19 protein-coding genes are annotated in these 23,154 nt (G+C 76.3%); 14 read left to right on the plus strand and 5 right to left on the minus strand.

The window, feature by feature from the left end:
- Positions 1-23 precede the first annotated feature (23 nt).
- The 3 genes from ACIRBY_RS16745 to ACIRBY_RS16755 all read right to left on the minus strand — a co-directional run bounded on the left by ACIRBY_RS16745 (position 24) and on the right by ACIRBY_RS16755 (position 3,836).
- The gene (locus ACIRBY_RS16745; protein ID WP_403901187.1) at positions 24-2,066 is read right to left on the minus strand and encodes a serine/threonine-protein kinase; all 2,043 of its coding nucleotides are present in this window, start codon (positions 2,064-2,066) and stop codon (positions 24-26) included.
- A 99-nt stretch (positions 2,067-2,165) separates the two neighbouring features.
- A complete protein-coding gene (locus ACIRBY_RS16750) occupies positions 2,166-2,786 on the minus strand; it encodes a dihydrofolate reductase family protein (protein WP_403901188.1) in 621 nt (206 codons plus the stop codon).
- 99 nt (positions 2,787-2,885) lie between these two features.
- Positions 2,886-3,836 (minus strand): LysR family transcriptional regulator ArgP, encoded by a 951-nt coding sequence (locus ACIRBY_RS16755; protein ID WP_403901622.1) that lies wholly within the window; start codon positions 3,834-3,836, stop codon positions 2,886-2,888.
- 69 nt (positions 3,837-3,905) lie between these two features.
- Between ACIRBY_RS16755 and ACIRBY_RS16760 the strand changes: the two genes are divergently transcribed.
- The 9 genes from ACIRBY_RS16760 (at position 3,906) to ACIRBY_RS16800 (ending at position 11,733) form a co-directional block, all read left to right on the plus strand.
- Positions 3,906-4,529, plus strand: a complete 624-nt coding sequence (locus tag ACIRBY_RS16760) for a LysE/ArgO family amino acid transporter (protein WP_403901189.1) — start codon at positions 3,906-3,908, stop codon at positions 4,527-4,529.
- A gap of 87 nt (positions 4,530-4,616) precedes the next feature.
- The gene (locus ACIRBY_RS16765; protein WP_403901190.1) at positions 4,617-5,654 is read left to right on the plus strand and encodes an NUDIX domain-containing protein; all 1,038 of its coding nucleotides are present in this window, start codon (positions 4,617-4,619) and stop codon (positions 5,652-5,654) included.
- Positions 5,655-5,718: 64 nt separating this feature from the next.
- Positions 5,719-6,321 (plus strand): DUF6153 family protein, encoded by a 603-nt coding sequence (locus ACIRBY_RS16770; protein ID WP_403901191.1) that lies wholly within the window; start codon positions 5,719-5,721, stop codon positions 6,319-6,321.
- A gap of 70 nt (positions 6,322-6,391) precedes the next feature.
- Positions 6,392-7,027 carry a DUF305 domain-containing protein gene (locus ACIRBY_RS16775; RefSeq protein ID WP_403901192.1) on the plus strand — a complete coding sequence of 212 codons (636 nt, stop codon included), beginning with the start codon at positions 6,392-6,394 and terminating at the stop codon, positions 7,025-7,027.
- Between the two features lie 232 nt (positions 7,028-7,259).
- A complete protein-coding gene (locus tag ACIRBY_RS16780; protein ID WP_403901194.1) occupies positions 7,260-8,153 on the plus strand; it encodes a DUF4129 domain-containing protein in 894 nt (297 codons plus the stop codon).
- The gene (locus ACIRBY_RS16785; protein WP_403901195.1) at positions 8,150-8,686 is read left to right on the plus strand and encodes a hypothetical protein; all 537 of its coding nucleotides are present in this window, start codon (positions 8,150-8,152) and stop codon (positions 8,684-8,686) included. The genes ACIRBY_RS16780 and ACIRBY_RS16785 overlap by 4 nt, the downstream gene beginning before the upstream one ends.
- 73 nt (positions 8,687-8,759) lie before the next feature.
- On the plus strand, positions 8,760-9,767 hold the full coding sequence (locus tag ACIRBY_RS16790) for an AAA family ATPase (protein WP_403901196.1): 1,008 nt from the start codon (positions 8,760-8,762) through the stop codon (positions 9,765-9,767).
- The gene (locus ACIRBY_RS16795) at positions 9,764-11,113 is read left to right on the plus strand and encodes a DUF58 domain-containing protein (RefSeq protein ID WP_403901198.1); all 1,350 of its coding nucleotides are present in this window, start codon (positions 9,764-9,766) and stop codon (positions 11,111-11,113) included. Before ACIRBY_RS16790 ends, ACIRBY_RS16795 begins: the two co-directional genes overlap by 4 nt.
- A complete protein-coding gene (locus tag ACIRBY_RS16800; RefSeq protein WP_403901200.1) occupies positions 11,110-11,733 on the plus strand; it encodes a hypothetical protein in 624 nt (207 codons plus the stop codon). The genes ACIRBY_RS16795 and ACIRBY_RS16800 overlap by 4 nt, the downstream gene beginning before the upstream one ends.
- Positions 11,734-11,772: 39 nt before the next feature.
- Here ACIRBY_RS16800 and ACIRBY_RS16805 read toward each other — a convergent pair whose 3' ends face one another.
- Positions 11,773-13,842: a SpoIIE family protein phosphatase gene (locus ACIRBY_RS16805; RefSeq protein ID WP_403901202.1), complete on the minus strand. Its 2,070-nt coding sequence runs from the start codon at positions 13,840-13,842 to the stop codon at positions 11,773-11,775.
- Positions 13,843-14,083: 241 nt separating this feature from the next.
- On the opposite strand from ACIRBY_RS16805, the gene ACIRBY_RS16810 reads away from it, so the two are divergent.
- The 5 genes from ACIRBY_RS16810 to ACIRBY_RS16830 all read left to right on the plus strand — a co-directional run bounded on the left by ACIRBY_RS16810 (position 14,084) and on the right by ACIRBY_RS16830 (position 21,915).
- Positions 14,084-14,314, plus strand: a complete 231-nt coding sequence (locus ACIRBY_RS16810; RefSeq protein ID WP_403901204.1) for a hypothetical protein — start codon at positions 14,084-14,086, stop codon at positions 14,312-14,314.
- A gap of 64 nt (positions 14,315-14,378) precedes the next feature.
- The gene (locus ACIRBY_RS16815) at positions 14,379-15,479 is read left to right on the plus strand and encodes a glutamate--cysteine ligase (RefSeq protein WP_403901206.1); all 1,101 of its coding nucleotides are present in this window, start codon (positions 14,379-14,381) and stop codon (positions 15,477-15,479) included.
- Between the two features lie 93 nt (positions 15,480-15,572).
- Positions 15,573-18,536 carry a HAMP domain-containing protein gene (locus ACIRBY_RS16820; protein WP_403901208.1) on the plus strand — a complete coding sequence of 988 codons (2,964 nt, stop codon included), beginning with the start codon at positions 15,573-15,575 and terminating at the stop codon, positions 18,534-18,536.
- Positions 18,537-18,545: 9 nt separating this feature from the next.
- Positions 18,546-20,837, plus strand: a complete 2,292-nt coding sequence (locus tag ACIRBY_RS16825) for a SpoIIE family protein phosphatase (RefSeq protein WP_403901209.1) — start codon at positions 18,546-18,548, stop codon at positions 20,835-20,837.
- An 82-nt stretch (positions 20,838-20,919) separates the two neighbouring features.
- A complete protein-coding gene (locus tag ACIRBY_RS16830) occupies positions 20,920-21,915 on the plus strand; it encodes a SigB/SigF/SigG family RNA polymerase sigma factor (protein WP_403901211.1) in 996 nt (331 codons plus the stop codon).
- Here ACIRBY_RS16830 and ACIRBY_RS16835 read toward each other — a convergent pair.
- Complete coding sequence (locus ACIRBY_RS16835; protein ID WP_403901212.1) at positions 21,825-23,111, minus strand: phosphatase PAP2 family protein; 1,287 nt, start codon at positions 23,109-23,111, stop codon at positions 21,825-21,827. The two genes, ACIRBY_RS16830 and ACIRBY_RS16835, sit on opposite strands and share 91 nt — an antisense overlap.
- Positions 23,112-23,154: the final 43 nt, after the last annotated feature.

Below are 23,154 nucleotides of genomic sequence, written 5' to 3' on the forward strand. Positions count from 1 at the left end.
TTAGGCCGGGGGGTGGCGGGGGGCTAACACGCGGGGGACGAGCCCTTCTGGCCGGTGAGGTCGCGGTTGTAGAGCCAGCCGGTCTGGTTCGTGCCGTCCACGCGCACGAACGTCCACTGGTTCCCGTAGGAGTTGACGATGTAGCAGTGGTACCAGAGCTTCGTTCCGCTCTTGACCAGGGAGCCCTGGGCGCACTGCTGGTAGGGGGCGGCCAGGAGGTGGTGGTCGCCGGATATGTAGCCGTAGGTGCCGGGCTTGGGGTCCTTGTGGGTCCAGCCGGCGCAGCCCGTCGGCACGGGGCCCGGCTTGGCGGCGGCCGAGGACGCCGACGCGGAGGGGGAGGCCGTTCCGGCCTTCTTCGAGGGCGTGGCGGAGGGGCCGGTCCGGGACGGGGAGGGGGACGGGCCCGGGCTCGCGGGGGCCGGCAGGTCCCCCGTCCCCGGGGACGCGGCGGCGGTCGGCGGCGTGGCCGTGGTGTGCGCCTTCTTGCCGCCGCCCGACGAGGTCAGGGCGTACGCGGCGCCTCCGGCGGCGAGTACGCCGACCACGGCGACGGCGATCGCGGCCCGGCGGCCGCGCCGCGCCCGGCCCCCGGCCGGGGCCCCCGCGGCGGCCGGGGGCTGCCCCGACGGACCGCCCTGCGCGGGGGACGGGGCGTAGGGGGACGGGGCGTGGGGCGGGTGCGCGAAGGATCCCGCGCCGCCGAAGCCGGCGTCGTTGGCGCCCGGCGGGGGCCCGAACCCGGCGGGCGCACCGGCGGCGTGCCCCGCGGAGGGCACGGCGCCGGGTCCACCGGCGGCGCCGGGGCCGTACGCGGGCGCGGCGGCGGGGCCGGGGCCGCCGGCCGTACCGGGGCCGGGGCCGTACGGGGTTGCGGGCGCGGCGTCGGGACCGTGGGCAGGCGCGGCGGCGGGTCCTCCGGCAGTTCCGGGGCCGGGGCCGTACGCGGGCGCGGCGGGGGACGGTGCCGTGGGCGTCGGCCCGAACCCGGCGACGGGAGGACGCGCTCCGGCCGCACCCGGAGCCGCGGCCCCGGCCGCACCCGGCGCGACGGGATGCGCCCCCGTCCCACCCGGCCCCGGGATCCCTGCCGCGCCCGGCTGCCCGGGGTGCGTCCCGGTGGCGGTGGCGCCACCGGCCACCCCGGCGGCCCAAGGGGCACCGGCGGCCCCGGCCGCCGCGAACCCACCGGCACCGCCCGCCCCACCGGCCGCCACCGCCTCCAGCATCGCCCGCGCCTGTCCCGCGGTCGGCCGGGCCTCCGGTTCCTTCGCCATCAGCGCCTGGAGCACCGGCCCGAGCGGTCCCGCCCGCCGGACCTGGGGCAGGGGTTCGGCGACGATGGCGGAGAGCGTCGACCAGACCGAGGTCCGGCGGAACGGAGAGACCCCCTCCACCGCCGCGTACAGGGTCATCCCGAGCGACCAGATGTCCGAGGCCGGGCCGGGCTCCCGGCCCTGGGCGCGCTCCGGCGGCAGGTAGTCCAGGGAGCCGACGATCTCGCCGCTGCGGGTGAGCTTCGCCATTTCCTCGTCGTCGGGGGCCTGCATGCTGGCGATGCCGAAGTCGGTGAGGACGACCCGGCCGCCCCGTTCCAGCAGCACGTTGCCCGGCTTGACGTCCCGGTGCAGGACGCCGGCCCGGTGGGCGGCGTCGAGCGCGTCCATCAGCTGGGCGCCGATCGCGGCGGCCTCGATCGGGTCCAGAGCACCCTGCCGTTCGACGACCGCGTCGAGCGAGGGTCCGTCGACGAGTTCCATCACGATGACCGGGAGCCCCTGCTCCTCGGTCACGTCGTGCACGGTGACCACGCCCGTGTGCCGGATGCGCGCGGCGGCCTGCGCCTCCCGCTGCATCCGGGTGCGCAGGTCGGCCAGTTCGGCGGGGCTGGCGTCGGTGTAGGCCCGCAGCAGCTTGACGGCGACCTCCCGGCCGAGCAGTTCGTCGACCGCCCGCGCGACCACGCCCATGCCGCCGCGGCCGACGACCGCGGTCACCCGGTAGCGCCCCCCGAGTGCCCGGCCGACCAGATCCCCGTCGTTCGCCTGCTCCGATGGCACCGGCACCGCCCGCTCCGTTCCCTCACCGGCCGTCCGTCGACGGCCTGCCGGAGCCAAGCGTAGAGGCATGATCACATCGGGGTTCACCCGGTCGGCGGAGCGCGTTCAGGCGGGGTCCTCCCGGGGCAGATGGGTCCTGGCGTCCTCGTAGCCGGCGCTGCCGGGCGCCGCGGCGGGGGCGTAGAAGAGGTTGAGGACCCCGGTCCCGAAGGCCTCGCAGGAGAGCAGCCTCAGGGGGATCGGGGGCGTGCCGTCCTCGAACAGCCGCATGCCCCGGCCGACGGCCAGCGGGTGGACGAGCAGGTGCAGCCGGTCGAGCTCGCCCGCCGCCAGCAGCTGCCGGACGACGGAGACCGAGCCGCTGATCACCACGGGCCCGCCGTCGGGTTCGGCCTTCAGGGCCCTGACCCCCGTGACGAGGTCCCCGCGGAGCAGCTCGGCGTTGCGCCAGCCGAGGTCCGGGGTCCCGTGCGAGACGACGATCTTCCGCGCGTCGCCCAGCCGCGCGGCGAAGGCGGCGTCCTCCCCGCCGGCGGACTCCCTCTGCGGCCAGGCCCCGGCGAAGCCCTCGTACGTCCGGCGGCCGAGGAGGAGGGTGTCGGCCGCCCCGACCACCGCGGCGACGGCCGCGCCCATGGCGTCGTCGAAGTACGGGAAGTGCCACTGGTCGGGCGCCTCCACGACGCCGTCGAGCGAGACGAACAGCTCTGCGGTGATCTTCCTCATCCCGGTGCTCCCCGGCAGTCGGTCGGCGTGGGCCCGTCGCCTCCCAGTAGACGCCGCCCGCGGCCGGGCCTCATCCCGGGAGGGGCCGCCCCGGGACGGTCAGCGGGAGCGGTCCCCGGCGGCGGGCCCGCCGGGTCCGGGCCGCCCCGGCGGCAGGAGCGCACCGCGGGCGGTCTCGGCGACCAGCCGGGCCACCACCGCCAGCGCGGGCGAGTCCAGCTTCCACTGCTGCCAGTACAGCGGTACGTCGAGCGTCCGCCCGGGCGTGAGCCGTACGAGGGTCCCGGCGCGCAGCAGGGGCTCCGCCTGCTGTTCGGGCACCAGCCCCCAGCCCAGTCCGGCGGCCACCGCGTCGCGGAAGCCCTCCGAGGTCGGCACCTGGTGGCGGACGGCCGAGGCGCCCGTGCCGTCCCCGGTGAGCGAGCGGACGAAGGCGTCCTGGAGGTCGTCGCGGCGGTCGAAGACGATGGTCGGCGCCTCCCGCAGGTCGCCGGCGAGGTCCCCGGTCAGGTGGCGGGCGGCGAAGCCGGGGCCGGCCACGGGCAGGTAGCGGGCCAGGCCGAGGGCCCGTACGGTGCACCCCGCCACCGGGTCCGGCGAGGAGGTGACGGCGGCCATCACCTGGCCCTCGCGCAGCAGCGCCGTGGTGTGGGACTCGTCCTCCCGGTACAGCTCGAAGCAGACGGGCGGGTCCTGCGGGACCCGGGAGAGCACGGGCAGGAACCAGGTGGCGAGCGAGTCGGCGTTCACCGCGATCGGCAGCCGGACCGGCCCACGGCCGTCGGCCGTCCCCATCCCGAGCTCGGCCCGCGCGTCGCGCTCCAGCCGGGCCAGCTGGCGGGCGAAGCGGACCACCACCTCCCCGGACTCGGTGACCCGCACCGGTTTGGTGCGCATCAGCAGCACCCGTCCGGTGCGCTGCTCCAGGGCCTTGACCCGCTGGCTGACGGCGGAGGGCGTCACGTGCAGGGCGGCGGCGGCCGCGTCGAAGGTGCCCTCGTCCACGACCGCGAGCAGGGTCCGCACCTGCTCCAGGGGAAGCTCGTCCATCACGAACGCTAAGGGTACGTAAAAATCTTTAGCTGTACCGAGAGGCGCGCGGTGCCTACGGTCGAGGGCATGAACAACGGCATCACCGCAGCGCTCCTGGCCGGCTTCGGCACCGGCCTGTCCCTCATCGTCGCCATCGGCGCGCAGAACGCCTTCGTCCTCCGGCAGGGGGCGCGCCGGCACGCCGTCCTGTGGGTGGTCGCCATCTGCGCGGTGTCCGACGCGGTCCTCATCGCCCTGGGGGTGGCCGGCGTCGGCGCCTTCGTCACGGCCTGGCCGGCCGCCCTGACGGCCGTCGGCATCGCCGGGGGCGGATTCCTCGTCTGCTACGGGATCCTCGCCGCCCGCCGGGTGCTGCGCCCGACCCCGGGCGCGGCCCTGACCGCCGAGGGCGCCGCCTCCGGCTCCGCCCGCGCGGCCGTGCTGACCTGCCTGGCCATGACCTGGCTGAACCCGCACGTCTACCTGGACACCGTCCTGCTGCTGGGCTCGCTCGCCGCCGACCGGGGGGACCTTCGCTGGGCCTTCGGGATCGGGGCCGGCCTGGCCAGCCTGACCTGGTTCTCCACCCTGGGCTACGGGGCCCGGCTGCTGAGCGGCCTGCTCGCGAAGCCGGGCGCCTGGAGGGTGCTGGACGGGGTGGTGGCGGCGACCATGGTGACGATGGGCGGCCTGCTCCTCGCCCGGGCCTGAGGCCGGCGGGCGGGGCGGCGGCCGCGGTGCGCGGTGCCCGCCGCGGGCCCGCCGCCCGCCGTCCGCCCCGCGAGTCCAGGAGCCGCCGTGCCCGACCGACCCTCGCCCGAGGCCGTACGCGCCTACTACGCCGCCCAGCCGTCCCCGCTGGTCGCCGCGACCGGGATCGTCCTGGACGCGCAGGGGCGGGTCCTCGTGCTGACCCCTTCCTACAAGGACGGCCTGGAACTGCCGGGCGGCACGGTGGAGGACACCGAGACCCCGGAGGAGGGGCTGGCCCGGGAGCTGAAGGAGGAGCTGGACCTGTCCGTGCCGGTCGGCCGACTGCTCGCCGTGGACTCCTGCCCGCCCGGGGCGCTCGGGCGTTCGCTCGTGGTCCACGTGTACCTGGTGGGGCCGCTCTCCGCCGAACGGGCCGGGGCGCTCTCCTTCCCGGACGGCGAGGTCTCCGAGGCCCGCTGGCTCCCGCCCGGGGAGGCGGTGCGGCAGCTGCCCGCCCGGCTCGCGCCCCGGCTCGCCGCCGCGCTGGCCGCGCTGCACTCGGGCTCCCTGGCGCACCTCGTCGACGGCGTCGCGCAGCCCGGCTCCCCGGCCGGATTCGACCCGGCGGACCGCGCGGCCCGGGAGCATGCGGGCGGCTACGACGCCGCGGCCCACCTGGCCGCCCGACCCAAGGCCCTCACCGCGGCGAACGTGCTGTTCACCGACGGGGACGGCGACATCCTGCTGGTCCGGCCCGGCTACGGCGAGCCGGGCCGCTGGCTGCTGCCCGGCGGCGGGGTCGACAGCGACCTCGGCGAGACGCCCCGGGCGGCCGCCGCGCGGGAGGTCCGCGAGGAGATCGGCCTGGACCTGGAACCGGGCCGGCTCCTGGCCGTCAACTGGTCCCACCGGCCGGGCCGCCCCGCGCGGGTGCGGTTCCTCTACGACGGCGGGGTGCTCGACGCCGCCTCCCTGGCCCGGATCCGGCTGGCGCCCGGCGAGCTGCTGGAGTGGCGGACCGCACGCCGCAGCGAACTGCGCGGGCTGGTCAAGCCCCATCTGCGGCGGCAGGTCAAGGCCTGCCTCAAGGCCCTCGCCGACGGCGGCGGCCCGCTGGAGCTGCACCGGGGCCGGCCGGTCTGAGCAGGCCGCGCATACCCCCTACCCCTGTGGAGTATGCCGGAGCGGGTCGCATACGATGCCCGGCATGAGGACACGAGCGGGAGGAACGGGCAGGCCCTGCGGGCCGGCCGCGCTCCTGCTGCTCGTCCTGGCCGTGCTCACGGGCCTGGTGGCCATGCACGGCCTGGGTCCGGGCGGACTCCCGGGGCCCCACGGACCGGCCACGACCCAGACCGAAGCCGCCGCCCGCACAGAGGCCGCCGCCCACACCGGGGTCACCCGCACCCACGCGGCGCAGACCGGACCGGCGCAGGCCACATCGGCCCAGACCGGACCGGCGCAGACCGCTTCGGCGCAGGCCGCATCGGCGCAGGCCGCATCAGCGCAGACCGCATCAGCGCAGACCGGACCGGCGCAGGCCGCATCGGCTCGGGCCCGAGCGGCGGACGACTGCGGATGCGGCCGCGCGGGCGACCCCGCCCACGGCGGCAGCGGCGGGCACGCGCAGCACGCCGACCCCACCTGCGCGGCCCCCGGCACCAGCGGCGCACCGGACCTGCCCGCCCCCGCCCCGGCCCCCGGCGGCGTCCCCGCCGCGGCGGCGGCCGCCCACGCGGCGCCGCCCGGGGCGGCGGCGCACGGGCGCGCGCCCCCCTCCCTCAGCGAACTGCAGCTCCTGCGCATATAGGGCGGCCCTCGCCGGCACGTCCCGCCGGCCGAGCCGTTCCCACACGTCCCAGCACAGGAGAAGCACCACCATGTACGCCAAGCGCTCCCTGATCCGCCGTACCACCGCGCTCGCCGCGACCGCGGCCGCCGCCCTCGTCCTCGCCGCCTGCGGGGGCACGCCCGGCAACGCCTCCGGGCACGGCGGCGGCCACGAGGCCTCCGCCTCCGCCGCCCCCTCGGGCACGGCCCCGGGCTCGGGCGCGAACAACGCGGCCGACACCGCCTTCGCCCAGGGGATGGTCCCGCACCACCGCCAGGCCCTGGAGATGGCCCGACTCGCCGCGACCCGCGCCGATTCGGCCGAGGTCAAGGCGCTCGCCGGCGAGATCGAGAAGGCCCAGGACCCGGAGATCCGGACCCTGTCCGGCTGGCTGGCCTCCTGGGGCGAGCAGGTACCCGCCGCGGAGGGCGGCGGCCACGCGGGCCACTCCATGTCCGGGATGATGACGGGCGAGGAGATGGACCGGCTGTCGAAGGCCTCCGGCAAGGCCTTCGACACCGCCTTCCTCCAGCTGATGGTCGAGCACCACGAGGGTGCCGTCGCCATGGCCAGGACCGAGCAGACGGACGGCCGGTACCAGCCCGCCAAGGACATGGCCGCGGCGATCATCGGCTCCCAGAGCGCCGAGATCACCCGGATGAACGGCCTCCTCGGCAAGAACTGACGCTGGCCGGAGGCGCTCGCCGCCCCGGGCGGGGCGGCGAGCGCCTTCCGCCTGGCCGCGGCCGCAACGGCGGCCCCGCACCCGCCAGTCGGCCTTATGGATCACCGACATCCGATGTGCGAAGCTGCCGGTCTCCAGGGGGGAGGGGGCGGTGGTGGGGCGGGAACGTACGTCCGACGGGCGGCGGCGCGGCACGGCCGGCGGTGCACGGGCGGCGTGGAGCGTCCTGGTCGTGGGCACAACGGCCCTGGCCGCACTGCTGCTGCGCCCCGGCGCGGGCCTGTTCGCCGAAGGCCGCGGGCCGCTCGGCGGCAACCCCGTCCTCGTGCTCGGCCTCGCCCTGCTGTCGCTCCTCTGCGGCATCGCACTGCGCGTGAGGTACCGGGAGCAGGTCGGCCCCCACCTGACGCTCGGCCCGGTGGAACAGCGGCTGGCCGACGGTGTGGGCCGCGTCCTGCTGGCCGTACCACTGGTCGTCCCCCTGCTCATCGTGGTCCTGCACCGGTTCGGCGCGTCCGGCGGCGGTTCGCGGGGCGTCCCGGAGGCCTCGCCCCCTCCCCTCCCCGGCCAGGACCCGCCGACCGCGCCGCCCTCGGCCCCGCCGCGGGCCGCCCCCGGTGAGCAGGGGGCGCACCTCGGGCTGACGCGCGTCCTGCTCGGCCTCGGCATCGCCCTGCTCGCCGTGGCCCTCGTATGCGCCGCGCTCCGCCTGTGGCGGCACCTGACCCGTCCGGCGGTGCCCGGGCCTCCGGCGACGTACGCGACGCCCGCCGGCGGGCAGGACCACCTGGTCCGGGCCGTCGACTCCGGGCGCAGCGCCCTGCTGGACGCGGCCGACGCCCGCACGGCCGTCATCGCCTGCTACCTCGCCATGGAGGAGTCGCTCGCCGGCTCCGGCGTGGCGCGGCACGCCTCGGACAGCCCCCAGGACCTGCTGGAGCGGGCCCTCGACGGCGGCCTGCCCGCGGGGACGGCAGCCGCCGAGCTCACCGCCCTGTTCCGGGAGGCCCGCTACTCCACACACCCCATGCACGACGGCCACCGCGACCGTGCGGCGGCCGCGCTCGGCGAGATCGCGCACGGCCTGCGCCCGCAGGCGCACGGGGCCGGGGCGGGCGCCGGGTGAGGGCGCGCACGCGGATCCGCGGTCTGACCGGCTCCTTGCTGCGGGAGCCCGGTTCGGTACGGCACTCGCTGGCCGTACTGGCGGCCGTCGCCGTCGCGGCCGTGGTACTGCTCGCCCTGACCGACGGCGCCGCCGCGGCGGCCACCGGTGCCGCCCTCTTCACCTCGGTCGCGCTCGTCCTGGGGCGCTACGCCGCGGGCGGCGCCGCCCAGGACAGCGGATACCGCAAGCCGGTGCGCCTGCTGGACGGCCGGGCCCCGGCGCTCGGCCGGTGGCGGCGCAGGGTGGCCGACACCCTCGGGGACGACGGCGAGGAGCACCTGCGCACGGTCATGCGGCCGCAGTTGCAGCGGCTGTTCGCGGCCCGGCTGGCCGAACGGCACGGTGTGGAGGTGCACCGGGACCCGGAGCGGGCCCGGGCGCTGGTCGGCGCCGAGCTCTGGCCGTGGATCGACCCCGGGGCGCCCCCACCCCGGCCCACCCTCCCCGAGCCCGTCCTGCGCTCCCTGCTCGACCGCCTGGAAGCCCTGTGACCGGCGCCGCCGCAGCCGGCCGCGCAGCGCGCACACCCGCCCCGACCCCGACCCCGCCCGTGAGGATCCGATCGTGACCAGCCCGCAGCCCATCCCGGACCACGCCGCCCTGACGCCCCGACAGGCGGGCGAGCGGGCGGCGGCCGTGCTCGACGAGATCCGTACGGCCGTGATCGGCGCGGCGGAACCGCCGGTCCTGGTCATGCTCGGCGTCCTGGCCGGGGGCCACGTCCTCATCGAGGACCTGCCGGGGCTCGGCAAGACGCTGCTGGCCCGTTCCTTCGCCACCGCCCTCGGACTGGACTTCTCCCGCGTCCAGTTCACCCCCGACCTGCTGCCCTCCGACGTCACCGGCGCCCCGTTCTACGACCGGCGCAGCGCCGACATGGTCTTCCGTCCCGGACCGGTCTTCACCCATCTGCTGCTCGCCGACGAGATCAACCGCACTCCGCCCAAGACCCAGGCCGCGCTGCTGGAGGCGATGGCCGAGTCCCAGGTGTCCGTCGACGGCAGCACCCGGGCGCTGCCAGACCCCTTCGTGGTCATCGCCACCGCCAACCCCGTCGAGTACGAGGGCACGTACTCCCTGCCCGAGGCCCAGCTCGACCGGTTCCTGCTGCGGGTGCGGATGGGCTATCTGACGGCCCCCCAGGAAGCCTGCATGCTGCGCGCGCGGATCGACCGGGCGGCGCCCGAGGCCGTGCTGCGCACGCTCAGCGGACCGGGCGAGGTCCTGGCCATGCGGGCCGCCGTGGAGGACGTCGAGGTGGACGACGACCTGCTGGACTACGTCGTCGCCCTCGTCGCCGCCACCCGGGACCACCCGCACGTCCAGGTCGGCGCCTCCCCGCGCGGCGGGCTCGCCCTGGTGCAGCTCGCCCGCGCCCGCGCCGTACTGGACCTGCGGGACTACGCGACCCCGGAGGACGTCAAGTCCGTGGCGGTGCCGGCCCTCGCCCACCGCGTCACCCTCAAGCCGGAGCTGTGGGTCCGGCAGATCGACGGGGACGACGTGATCCGCGAGATCGTCCGGGCCGTGCCCGCCCCGCAGACCCTGCCGCGCACCCCGGTCGCCCCGTGACGACGGATCAGGTGGCGGCCCGCAGGGCCGCGGCCGCCGTCCGGCGGGCCCTGGGCGGCCGCCAGGACGTGACGGCCGAGCCCCCGCCGCCGCCCCCGCCCGGATGGCGCCCCGCCGAACGCGCGCTGCGGCTGGGCACGCTGGCCGTGGTCGCGCTGGCCGCCGCACTGGTCAGCGGGCGCCCCTGGCTGCCGGCCCTCGCCGCCGCACCCCTGGTGCTGCTCGCCCTCGCCCTCTCGGGCGGGCCGCGCCCGCAGGAGGTGACGGCCGAGGCCGAGGTGGAGCCGCGGCGGTGCTTCGAGGGCGAGCGGGTGACGGTGCGGATCGCGGTGTCCCACGACGGGGAGGGCGGCCGACTGGACCCCGGTGTCACCCTCGGCCACGGGGTCCGCCTCGACCACCTCGCGGTCGGCCCGCACCACGTCGAACTCGTCCTGACCGCACGGCGCTGGGGCCGCTGGACGCTGGGCACGGTCGACGTCGACGTCTACGACGGCGGCGGCCTGGCCCGGCGCACCGTACGGGTCGGCCTCGGCGAGATCGCCGTCTTCCCGCTGCCCGGGCACGCCGGCCTCACGCCCGTCCCGGTCCGGCTGCCGCAGCGCCTCGGCGAGCACACCGCGGCGCGGCGCGGCGAGGGCGTCGAGGTCACCGGGGTGCACCCGTACGTGCCGGGCGAACGGCAGCGCCGGATCCACTGGCCGGCCACCACCCGTCGCGGCGCCGTCCAGGTCCACCGGTTCGCGGCGGAGTCCGCCGCCGACACCGTGGTGCTGCTGGACGCCCTCGCCGACGTGGTCGACCCGGTCACGGGCGCGTCCTCGCTCGACGAGACCTTCCGGGCCGCCGCGGGCCTGGTCCGCGCCTACCTGCGCACCCACGACCGGGTCGGCGTCGTGTCGGTCGGCGGGGCCACCCGCTGGCTGCGGCCGGGCAGCGGCCAGGGGTACTTCCACCGCATCGCCGAGAGCGTGCTGGACGTCCGCAAGGACCTCGCCCACCGCGCGGAGGGCCTCGGCCCGCTCCCTCCTCCCGCGCTGCCCGACGGGGCCCTGGTGTACGTCGTCACGCCCCTGGCCGACCAGCGGATCTTCGACGTCCTGCACCAGGTGCGCGGGCGGGCCAACCCGGTGGTCGTGGTCGAGGTCCCCACCGGCGACCCGGTCGTGGAACCCGGCGACACCGAGGGGGAGCTCGCGCTGCGGCTGTGGCGCGCCGACCGGGACGCCATGCGCTTCGCCCTGGTCGAGCGCGGCATCGCGGTCGTCGCCCACCGGCCCGGCGAGACCCTCGACCTCGCCCTGGCGCCGCTGCTGCGGACCCGTGTCCGCGGAGGGAGCCGATGACCGCCGTCCCCGCCGGGTCCGCCCCGCCGGACCCGCGTTCCGCCGGCGGCCGGGGCGCCCGGCTCGTCTCCCGCCTGACCTCCCGCCCCGTCGACCGGCTGCTCGGAACGGCCCTCGTGGTCGCCGCCTGCGACCCGCCCGCCGCCCTGCGCGCGCCGCTGCCGGTCGGGGTGCTGGTGCTCGTGGCGGCGGCCGCGTGGTGGGCCGCCCCGTTGGTCGACGCGCGCCCGGTCCTGACCTCCATGCGGCTGCGGGCCGTCGCGGCCCACCGCAGGACCACCGTGCTGCCGGCCGCGGCGATCGCGCTCGCGGCGGCCACCGGCCCCCCGGTCTGGCTGGTCGCCTGCATGGCCGCGCTGCTGCCCGCCTACCTCCTGGTCACCGACGCGTGGACCGCCGGCGCCACCGCCCCGCCCGGCCCGCCCCGGGCGACGCCGGCGCTGGCCGCCGCCGCCGCGAGCGCGCTGGTCCTGCTCGCCGCCCAGGCCCCGGTCGCGCGGACCGCCTCCGCGCGGCTGCCGGCCGCGCTCGCCGTCGCCGCCACCGCGGTCTGCCTGCTCCTGGCCCTGCGCACCCGCCGCCCGGCCGGCGGGCGGGGCGGTCCGGAGGAGGCGGACTGACCCGGCCCGATCCTAAAGAGACGGTCTAGAAGAGACGGTCTAGCTGCCGACCCGTGCGACGAGGAGGGCGATGTCGTCGTCCGCCGCGGCCGGGACCAGGTGGGTGATCAGCGAGTCGCACACGTGGTCCAGCTGGCGCTGGGGGTCGGAGAGCAGCTGGGTGAGCTCGGCCAGCCGCTCGTCGAGGTCGCTGCCGCGCGCTTCGATCAGGCCGTCGGTGTAGAGGACGAGGATGCTGCCCGGGGGCACCTCGACCTCGACGGGGGTGAAGGCGATGCCCCCGACCCCCAGCGGGACGCCGGGCGGGGTGTGGAGGATCCGGACGCTGCCGTCGGGGAGGGCGAGGGCGGGCGGCGGGTGGCCGGCCCGGGTGACGGTGCAGCGGCCGGCGGCGGGGTCGACGACCACGTAGAGGAAGGTGGCCAGCATCGGCTCGGCGAGATCGGCGAGGGCGGCCTCCAGCTGGTGCAGCAGCCGTACGGGCGACAGGTCCAGGCGGGCGAGGGCCCGCACGGAGGCGGACAGCCGGCCCATGACGGCGGCGGCGCCGATGCCGTGGCCCATGACGTCGCCGATCAGCAGCCCGGCCTTGCCGCCGGCCAGGGGCAGCACGTCGTACCAGTCCCCGCCGACCTCGTTGACGTCGCTCGCCGGCAGGTAGCGGTGGCTGACGGAGAGGCCGGCGGGCGGGGTGATGTGCTGGGGCAGCATGCTGCGCTGGAGGATGACGGCGGTCTCGTGCTCGCGGTGGTAGAGGCGGGCGTTGTCGATGCTGAGGGCCGCGCGGCCGGCGAGTTCGACGGCGAGGGTGACGTCCTCGGCGCCGAAGGGGCCGAGCGGGCGGAGGCGGTAGAAGCTCGCGACGCCGAGGACCCGGTCCCGGGCCACGAGGGGGGCCATCACGAAGGAGTGCACCCCCGCCTCGAGCAGTTGTGCGGGCTTGGTCGTGTGCCGGGCGGCGGAGGCGATGGACTGTTCGTCGAGGGTGGCCACGAGGTAGGGCTGCCGGCCGGAGAGGGCCTGGGTGTAGGGGGCGTTCGCGGGGAAGGAGAGGGTCCGGCCGAGGGGGGCGAGGATGTCCGTCGCCCGGGATCCGCCGAGCGGGGCCCGGCCCAGCCGCCGCAGGGCCACGCCGCCGGTGAGGCCCATGCCGGGCTCGTCCCCGCGGGCCAGCGCGTCCAGGACGTCGACCGTGACGGCGTCGGCGAGGCGGGGGACGGCGAGGTCGGCGAGTTCCTGCGCGGTGCGCTCCAGGTCCAGGCTGGAGCCCATCCGGATGCTGGCCTCGCTGAGCAGGGCGAGCCGGCGCCGGCCCGCCTCCGCCTCGACGTGGTCGCGCTGCTGATCGGTGATGTCCACGAGGGAGGCGATGATCCCGATGGGCATGTGGGCGGGGTCCTCCACCCGGACGTAGGAGCAGGACCACACCCGGTCGTGGTCGGGTTCGGCCGGGGTCCGTCCGACGCGGCGCAGGTCGAGGACCGGCTCGCCGGTCTCCAGGACCCGGAGCATGGCGTCCTCCATGTCGCGGGCGTTGACCGTGGGGAGGATCTCGGCGAGGCGGCGGCCCACGTGGGCGGACTCGGGCAGCCCGTTCATGACTTCGAGGGCGGCGTTGACCTGGAGGAACCTCAGCTGGGTGTCGAGGATGGCGATGCCGACGGGCGAGCGGGCGAACAGGCCGTCCCAGACCGCCGAGGAGCCGCGGATGCGCCGGGCGGCGGGGGCCTCGGCGGCGAAGACCAGGACGGTGGCGGCGCCGTGCCCCTGCCGGTCGGCCACGGGCGAAGCCCAGATCTCCAGCTCCATCGGGTGCCCGTCGCGGTGCCAGGCGGTCACCGTTCCCATCACGCCCCGGCCGGTGGCCACGGTCTCCCACAGGGAGCGGCCCAGGCTGCGGTCGGATCCGGGGTGGAGGAGGTCGGCGATGTTGTGGCCGAGCATCTGCGGCGGCGCGTAGCCGAGCAGCTCCTGCGCGACCTGGTTCCAGCGCACGATCGTCCCCGTGGCGCTGGTGGCCACCAACGCCACCGGCAGGGAGCCCAGCCAGCCGCCGGCGGCCTGCGCCGCGCCGTCGATCAGGTCGTCGACCTGGATGTCCTCGTTCATCCGGCACGCACCCCACACACCCGCGCCCGCCCCGCCGGCCACCGTTCACCCGAACGGACCTGCGGGAGCCTCCGCTGTCCCCTCCATCGTCTGCCGCCCCGCACCGGGCCGCCTCCCGGCCCCGGCCGTCTGGTCCGCCCCGTGTACGGGACCACGGGGCGGCACGTCCGCGTCTGCCCGGGGGCGGTCCGGGCAAACGCGCCGGAGTAGCGTCGAAGAGGGGTGCAGAGGAGTGTGCGTCATGGGTGACAGGCAGCACGGCGAGAAGCAGGAGCGGAGTCGGAGCCCGGAGCAGGAGCGGGAGCGCCGGATCCGCGGGCGGTCGCCGAGTCCCGGGCAGCTGAGGACGGGCGGGCGGCCGCGCACCCCCGACGAGGTCGCGCACGAGCGGGGCCGGGAGGACGCGACGATGCGCGACGTGATGCGGGACCTGCGGGAGGAGGACCTGGACGACATGCGCGACGACCGCTGACGCGTGCGCGCGACTGCGGCCCGCGCAGGCGGGTAGGCGCCGGGTTCACAGCGAGGAGACCTTGATGGATCCGCTGACGATGGGCGTGGAAGAGGAGTACCTGCTGGTCGACAAGGTCAGCAGGCGGCCGGCCGACCGGGCGCCCGCCGTGATCGCGGCGGCCGCCGCCGAACTCGGCGAACAGGTCCAGTCGGAGTTCTTCGCCGCCCAGGTGGAGGTGTGCACCGTGCCGGTCGGCGACACGGCCGGGCTGCGGGCCGAGCTGGCCCGGCTGCGGCGCACCGCCGTGGCGGCCGCCGAGGAGTACGGGTGCCGGCTGGTGGCGACGGGCACCCCGGCGGTGCCGCCCGACCAGCCGCTGGCCGTCACCGACAGCGACCGCTACCGGCGCATGGCCCGCCACTTCGCCTCGCTCGTCGACCCGTACGACGGCCTGGTCTGCGGCTGCCACGTCCACCTCGGCACCATGGACCGGGCCACCGCCCTGGCCCTGTCCCACCGCATGCGCCCCTGGCTCCCGGTCCTGCAGTCCCTCACCGGGAACTCCCCCTTCGTCCTGGGCCGGGACACCGGCTTCGACAGCTGGCGGCACAAGAAGTTCTCCCGCTGGCCCACCGTCGGCCCGGCCCCCGTGATGCACGAGGCCCAGTACGAGGCGTACGTGGGCTCCCTCGTCGAGCACCACGTCCTGATGGACCGGCGGATGCTCTACTGGTACGCCCGCCCCTCCGAGCACGTGCCCACCCTGGAGATCCGCGTCGCCGACACCAACGCCGACGTGGACACGGTGGTCCTCGTGACCGCCCTCGTGCGCGGTCTCGCGCAGGGCCTGCTCGCGGAGGCCGAGCACCAGCAGCCGCCCCCGGAGGTCTCCGACCGGCGGCTGCGGGCGGCGCACGAGCTCGCCGCGGCGAACGGGCTGCACGGCTGGGGGCTCGACCCCTTCAGCGGCGAACGGCTCCCCGCGGGCACGCTGGTGGACCGCCTCCTGGCCCTCGCGGCCCCGGGGCTGGAGGCCACCGGGGACCTGGCCCTGGTGGAGGAGCTGCTGCGGCGGCTGCGGCACGAGGGCAGCGGAGCGGCCCGGCAGCGCGCCGCGCTGAGCCGGCACGGCCGCCTCACCGAGGTGGTCGACTCGCTCGCGGACATCACCGCGTCCGTGTAGCCCCGTACGGAGTACACGCGCGCGGAGCGGGCATGCGCCCGAGGGGCCGTCCCGTGTCACAGTGGAGGCGACGGCTCCGCTACGGGACTGGCCATGGACGAGACTGACAGAACGCTGGAACAGCTGCTCGCGGGCCTGATGGCGGTCCGCGACGGGAATCTGGACACCCGGCTCCCGGAGGACGCCGGCGGTCTGCCGGGGAACATCGCGGCCGTCTTCAACGGGATGGTCGCGCAGCTGTCCCTGGTGACCACCGAGGTGACCCGGGTGGCCCAGGAGGTCGGCGGCGAGGGCCGGCTCGGCGGGCAGGCGCGAGTGCCGCCGGTCGGGGGCGTGTGGCGCGAGCTCACCGACGGCGTCAACAGCATGGCCGACAACCTGACCTCGCAGGTGCGCAACATCTCCCAGGTGGCCACGGCCGTGGCCAGGGGCGACCTCACCCAGAAGATCAGGGTCGACGCGCGCGGGGAGATCCTGGAGCTGAAGGAGACCATCAACACGATGGTCGAGCGGCTGTCCTCGTTCGCGGAGGAGGTCACCCGGGTGGCCCGCGAGGTCGGCACGGAGGGCAACCTGGGCGGCCAGGCCACCGTCCACGGGGTCTCGGGCACCTGGATGGACCTCACGAACAACGTGAACTCGATGGCGGACAACCTCACCAACCAGGTCCGCAACATCGCGCAGGTCACCACGGCCGTCGCCGAGGGCGACCTCACCCGCAAGATCGACGTGGACGCCCGCGGGGAGATCCTGGAGCTGAAGACGACGATCAACACGATGGTCGACCAGCTGGGCTCTTTCGCGGCCGAGGTGACCCGGGTGGCGCGGGAGGTCGGCAGCGAGGGACGGCTCGGCGGGCAGGCCGAGGTGGCGGACGTCTCCGGCACCTGGCGCAGGCTCACCGAGAACGTCAACGAGCTCGCGGGCAACCTGACCCGCCAGGTCCGGGCGATCGCCGAGGTCACCAGCGCCGTGGCCCGCGGCGACCTGACCCGGACCGTCACCGTCGAGGCCCCCGGCGAGGTCGGGGCCCTCAAGGACAACATCAACTCCATGGTGGAGTCGCTGCGCGCCACCACCCGGGGCAACGAGGAGAAGGACTGGCTCAAGACCCAGCTCGCGCGGATCTCCGGCGGGATCCAGGGCCGTCGCGACCTGACCACGGTGGCCCGGCTGATCATGCGCGAGGTGCCGCCGCTGGTGCACGCGCAGTACGGCTGCTTCTTCCTGGCCCAGGAAGGCCCCGACGGCTCCGAGGGCTCCGAGGGCGCGGAGGGCGCCGACCGGGCCGAGGGCCAGGCCCCCCACCTGGTCGCGATCGCCTCGTACGGGCTTCCCGACGACCCCGCGGCGGCCCCCCGCCGCTTCCGCGTCGGCCAGTCCCTGGTCGGGCAGGCCGCCGCCGACCACCGGGTGGTCGTGGTGGACGAGCTGCCGCCCGGGTACGCGCCGGTCCTCACCGGGACGGGCTCGGCCGACCCCTCCACCCTGATCGTGCTGCCCATCGTCTTCGAAGGGCAGGTGCTCGGGGCCCTGGAGCTGGCGTCCCTGCGCCCGTTCGCCCCGCTGCACCGCGACTTCCTGGAGCAGTTCACCGAGCTCCTGGGCGTCAACGTGAGCTCCCTGACCGCCAACGCCCGCACCGACGAGCTGCTGGAGCGCTCCCAGCTGCTGACGGCCGAGCTCAGCGCCCGGTCCGGCGAACTCCAGGCCCGCCAGCGCGAACTCCAGCGCAGCAACGCCGAGCTCCAGGACAAGGCGGCGCTGCTGGCCGACCGCAACCGGGACATCGAGCGCAAGAACCACCAGATCGAGCAGGCCCGCCAGGAACTGGAGGAGCGTGCACGGGAGCTGGCCCGGGCCTCCCTGTACAAGTCGGAGTTCCTGGCCAACATGAGCCACGAGCTGCGGACCCCGCTCAACAGCCTGCTGATCCTCGCCCAGCTCCTCGCCCAGAACCCCCAGGGCAATCTGACGGAGAAGCAGGCCGACTACGCGACCGTCATCCACTCGGCCGGCTCCGACCTGCTCCAGCTCATCAACGACATCCTCGACCTGTCGAAGGTCGAGGCCGGTCGGATGGACGTGCACCCGGAGCCGGTCCCGCTGCACCGCGTCCTGGACTACGTGGACGTCACCTTCCGGCCCGTCGCGGACGAGCGGGGCCTGGAGTTCACCGTCAGCGCGGCTCCGTCGGCGGGCGAGGGGCTGGTCACCGACGAGAGCAGGCTGCGCCAGGTGCTGCGCAACCTGGTCTCGAACGCCCTGAAGTTCACCCGGACCGGCGGGGTCTCCCTGCGCGTCCAGCACGCCGACGCGCAGGAGGTGCCCGCTCCGCTGGGCGGCGCCGGCCCCGTTCTCGCCTTCCGGGTCGTCGACACCGGCATCCCCGGCGAACAGCTGGAGTCCGTGTTCGACGCCTTCCAGCAGGGCGACAGCGGCGCCGACCGGGCGTACGGCGGGACCGGGCTGGGCCTGTCCATCAGCCGCGAGGTCTCCAAGCTGCTCGGCGGGACGATCACCGTGGAGAGCACGATGGGCCAGGGCAGCTGCTTCACCCTCTACCTGCCGGAGCACGACGGCAGGGAGCGGGCGGCGCAGGCCCCGGGCGCGGGGGACGAGGAGCGGGAGGGCGCCGTCGGCGCCCCCTCCCTGGCCGCGCCGGTGGACGACGAGGGGCTGCGGGACCGGACGGTGCTGCTGGTCGACGACGACCCGCGCAACGTCTACGCGCTCACGGAGGTGCTCAAGTCGGCGGGGATGCAGGTGCTGACCGCCGACAACGGCGAGGCCGGGATCAGGCTGCTGGCCGCGCACCCGGAGGTCGACCTGGTCGTGATGGACCTGATGATGGCCGGCCTCGACGGCTACGCCACCACCCGGGCCATCCGCGCGATGCCCCGGCTGGCCCGGCTGCCCGTGGTGGTGGTGACCGCGAAGGCGATGCCGGGCGACCGGACGGAGGCCCTGGCCGCCGGGGCGTCCGACTACGTGGTCAAGCCCGTCGCCCCCGATCGGCTGCTCACCGCCCTGCGCACCTGGCTGGCACCCCGCTGAGGGGCCGTCATGGGCATGCCCGAGAGCGGACTCTCCTCGGCCGTCGCCGATCTGACGGCCGAGGTGGCGGCGCTGCACGCCGACCGGGCCCGGCGCAGCCTCATGGACCTCGCCTGCGGGGTGCTCATGGGCCGGCTGGCCCTCTCCCCCGCCGAGGCCGCCGACCACCTCCTGAAGCTGGCCGTGGCGACCGGGCTGAGCGCCACCGACCTCGCGGCGGACATCGTCAACGGGGCCGCCGGCCCGGACGCCGGCCGCGACGCGGGGCCGGACCCCGACGCCCCGCCGGCGCCGGAGGCCCGGCGGATCCGCCGGAGCACGACCGCCGTGCTGACCTCCGAGAGCGCCGACGCCGCGGCATCGGCCCTGCTGGACGGCGGCCTGCGGCGGCTCGGCGTCGACTCCGTGTACCTGTGGCGGCGTACGGAGACCGACTGCCTGGAGCTGACCGGGCAGGCCGGGGCGAGCCCGCTGGAGGCCGGTCACTGGCGCTGGGTCCCTCCCGAGACGGGCGGGCCGCTGCACCGCGCGCTCGCGGTCGGCCTGCCCGCGTGGTTCCCCGACGGCCCCGGCGCGGAGGGCCGGCTGCCCGGCCCGGCCGCCGAGGCGGCCCGGGGGGTGGTCCCGCTGGAGCGCGCCGGGCGGACGGTGGGCCTGGCCCTGGTCGTGTGGCCCGGCACCCGGGCCCTGGAGGGCGCCGTGCGCTCGACGGTCACGGCCCTGTGCCGCCCGGCCGGGCAGGTCCTGGACCGCGGCGGCTGCGGCCCGGGGCCGGCGCCCCGGCTCACCACGGTCCTCGCCGAGCTCGTCCTGCCGGCGATGGTCGTCGGCGTGGAGGTCCCGGCCGGGGGCCGGCCGGCCGTCGGCTTCGGGCGGGCCCACACCGTGGACTACGTCAATCCGGCCGCGATGCGCGCCCTGGGCCCCGTCCCCGCGCCCGTCGGGCGGCCCGTCGCCCAGCTCTTCCCCGCCGTCTACGAGGAGCTGGTCGGCCTGATCGCGCGGGCCGGCGCCACCGGGGCCCCGCAGTACGCTCCCGCTCTGCCGGGCGCGCCCTCGAACGCGCGCACGAAGCCCGGGGAGGCCGCCGAGCCCGTGATGGCCGAGGTCCGGGTGCTGCCCCTGGGCGGCGGGCGCGCCGCGGTGCTGTGGCGGGCCGACGACCTGCGCGGCGCGCCGGTGACGCGGGCGCTGGCACGGCTGGACCAGCTGGCCGTCTTCGAGGAGGACCTCGTCACGGGCGCCACCGTGTGGAGCACGCACGCGTACCCGGTGTTCGGCCTGCACCCGGAGGACCGGCCGGTGCCGCTGCGGGCCCTTGGACCGCGGCTGCACGCGGAGGACGCGGCGCGGCTGGACGGCCTGCTCGCCTCGCTCACCGACCGGCACGAGGGCGGACAGGTCCTGGTCCGCGTGGCGCGGCCGGGCGGCGGGGTGCGCCGGGTCCGCGTGACGGCCGAGCCGGTGCTCACGGGCAGCGCGCTGACCGGGCTCGTCGGCGTGTTCCAGGACGTCTCGGCGCAGCACCACACGGAGATCGCGCTCACCGCGACGTACGACCAGCTGTCCGCCGCCCGGACCGAGGCCGAGCTGCGCGACCACCTGGTGCTGGGGCTCCAGCACGCCATCGTGCCCGAGGCGCCGTCGCTGGAGACCCCGCCCGGGCTGCGGGTGGCGGCCCGCTACCGGCCCGCGGCCGTGGAGTACCGGGTGGGCGGCGACTGGTACGACGTGCAGTCGCTGCCCGGCGGGAAGGTGCTGGTCACGGTGGGGGACATCGCCGGGCACGGCATCGGCTCGGCCACCGCCATGATCGCCCTGCGCGGGGCGCTGCACGGCCTGGCCTTCACGGGGAACCCCCCGGGGCGGCTGATGGAGTGGCTCAACGAGGTGGCCCTGCGCACGCCCGGGCTGCCCACGGCGACGGCGGTGTGCGCCCTGTTCGACCCAGCCGACCGCTCGCTGAGCTGGTCGGGGGCCGGTCACCCCCCGGTGCTGCTGCTGCGCGGCGGGCGCGCCCGGTTCCTCCAGGGCGCGCACAACATCCTGCTCGGCGCGCTGCCGGGGGCCGGGTACTCCGAGACGGCCACCGAGCTGCGCTCCGGGGACACCCTGCTGCTGTACACGGACGGGTTCATCGAGCGTCGGCACCTGGGGCTGGACGAGAGCCTGGAGGCGCTGCGGAGGGCGGCCGAGCGGCTGCGTCCCGGTCCGGCGGAGGAGCTCGCGGACCGGCTGATGGCGGCCGTCCTCGGGGACACCGACGACGACACCAGCCTGGTGGTGGTGCGGGTCACCTGAGCCACCCTGAGGACAAAAGGGTCATCACTCATGGAACGGGTATTAATCATGTGACAGTCGACACGGGCCGGAGGTCCGTTCCATGACCCGAATCCAGCAGACCCGCACCCGCACCACCCGCCGCGGCGCCCCGCCGCAGGAGCCCCCGGGGGTTCCCGAGGAGCCCGTGGCGGACCTCCTCGCCGAGCCCCTCAAGGCCAGCACCGCCGACGCCCGGACCCTCTCGCGGGACCTGTTCCGCCGGCTGGGCGCACTGGAGGAGGGCACGCCCGAGTACGCGTACGTGCGCAACACCCTCGTCGAGCTGAACCTCAGCCTCGTCAAGTACGCCGCCCGCCGCTTCCGCGGCCGCAGCGAGCCCTTCGAGGACATCGTGCAGGTCGGCACGATCGGCCTGATCAAGGCCATCAACCGGTACGACGTGAGCCGCGGGGTGGAGTTCACCACCTTCGCGCTGCCCACCGTCACCGGCGAGATCAAGCGCTTCTTCCGCGACACCAGCTGGGCCGTGAAGGTGCCGCGCCGGCTCCAGGAGCTCCGCCTCAACCTGGCCAAGACCTCCGACGAGCTGGAGCAGGACCTGGGCCGGGCCGCCACCGACGCCGAGCTGGCCGACCGGCTCGGGCTGACCGGGGACGAGCTGGCGGAGGGCCGCCGGGCCGCCCGGGTGTACGCCTCGCGCTCCCTCGACGCGCCGGCCCAGGAGGACGGCGACTCCGGCAGCGCGCAGCGCCCGCTGGGCGAGGAGGAGCCGGTCTACGAGCGCATCGAATGCCTGGAGTCCCTCAAGCCGCTGCTGGCCGAGCTCCCCGAGCGGGACCGGGAGATCCTGTCCCTGCGCTTCGGCCAGGAGCTCACGCAGTCGCAGATCGGCGAACGCCTCGGCATCTCGCAGATGCACGTGTCCCGGCTGCTGACCCGCACCCTCGCGGCCCTGCGGACGGGCCTGCTGACGGACGACCCGCCGCCGGAGCCGGAACCCGCCGCTCAGACCAGCTCGGGCTGCACCTCGCGCCGCGGCTGCGGCAGGGTCACCGGCGGGGCCTCGCGGTCCCACCTCCCGGTGGTCCGTACGTAGCCGTAGACCACCGAGGCCGTCGCCAGGACGAGCAGCGGCCCGGACAGCCACGGGAGCGCGGCCAGCTCCTGCGACAGGAAGCGGTACGAGAGCAGCAGCGCGGTGAAGACGGCCGCGCCGTAGCCCGCCAGCAGCATCCCCCGCCGGTCCCGGCCGCGGTCGTAGGCGCGCAGCGCCGTCTCGATCGTGACCGTGAAGACCACGCCGGCGAGGATGTCCGCGCCGTAGTGGTAGCCGAAGCCCAGCGTCGCCCCGAGGGTGGCGACCAGCCAGAAGGCCCCGAGCCAGCGCAGCGCCCGCGGGCCCTTGCGGGAGTGGATGAAGATCGCGGTGGCCCACGCCGTGTGCAGGCTCGGCATGCAGTTGCGCGGGGTGAACCCGTCGAACGGCATCGCCTGCGGGGTGCCGAGCGGCGGGGGCGTGTTCGGCCAGAGGTCCGCGAGGGCCCACTGGCCGCCGTCGGCGCCGTAGGCGAGGATCGGCCCGACCACCGGGAAGACCATGTAGACGGCCGGTCCGAGCAGCCCGATCACCAGGAAGGTGCGCACCAGGTGGTGGACCGGGAAGCGGCGCTCTGCGGCCACGTTGCGCAGCTGGTACAGGGCGACCACGACCGCGCCCACCGCGAGCTGGATGTAGACCCATTCCAGGACGTGGGCGCCGACCGCGCCGGTGGCCTCCACGATCCGCCCGGCCACCCACGACGGGTTGCCGAGCGCGTGGTCGGCGGTCGCCACGTACTGGTCGAGCACCATCGGGCGGGTCTTCGCGGTGATGTCGAGCCAGGTGTAGCCGGTCTTGCGGCCCGCGACCAGCAGCAGGGCGAGCCCGACGCCCTTGAGCAGCAGGACCCGCTCCCGGCCGGTGCGGCGCGTGACGGCGATGACGGCGCAGGCCAGGGTGACGATCAGCGCGCCGTTGCCGAACATCGTCGGGGTGCCGGCCGCCCAGCGCCCGAGCCAGAAGAGCAGGTCGATGCCGACCGCGGCGCCGACGGCGGCGAACCGCTGCCGCCAGGGCAGCGCCACGAGCATCAGCGTCATGGCGGCGTAGAGCACCGTCCCCGAGCGGGGCGGGAAGAACACCTCGCGCGCCTGGGTGGCGATCGGGCCCGGCTTGCCGTAGTGGCGCGAGGCGATCTCCAGGGCGACGAGGAATCCCAGGCCCACCACGGCGGCGGCAGCCCACAGCACCACCCGGGTCCGGCTCCGGGGCTCCTGCCCGTCTCCCCCGTCTGTT

This window comes from Streptomyces sp. NPDC096136 (genome assembly GCF_044763325.1).
GTDB lineage: Bacteria > Actinomycetota > Actinomycetes > Streptomycetales > Streptomycetaceae > Streptomyces.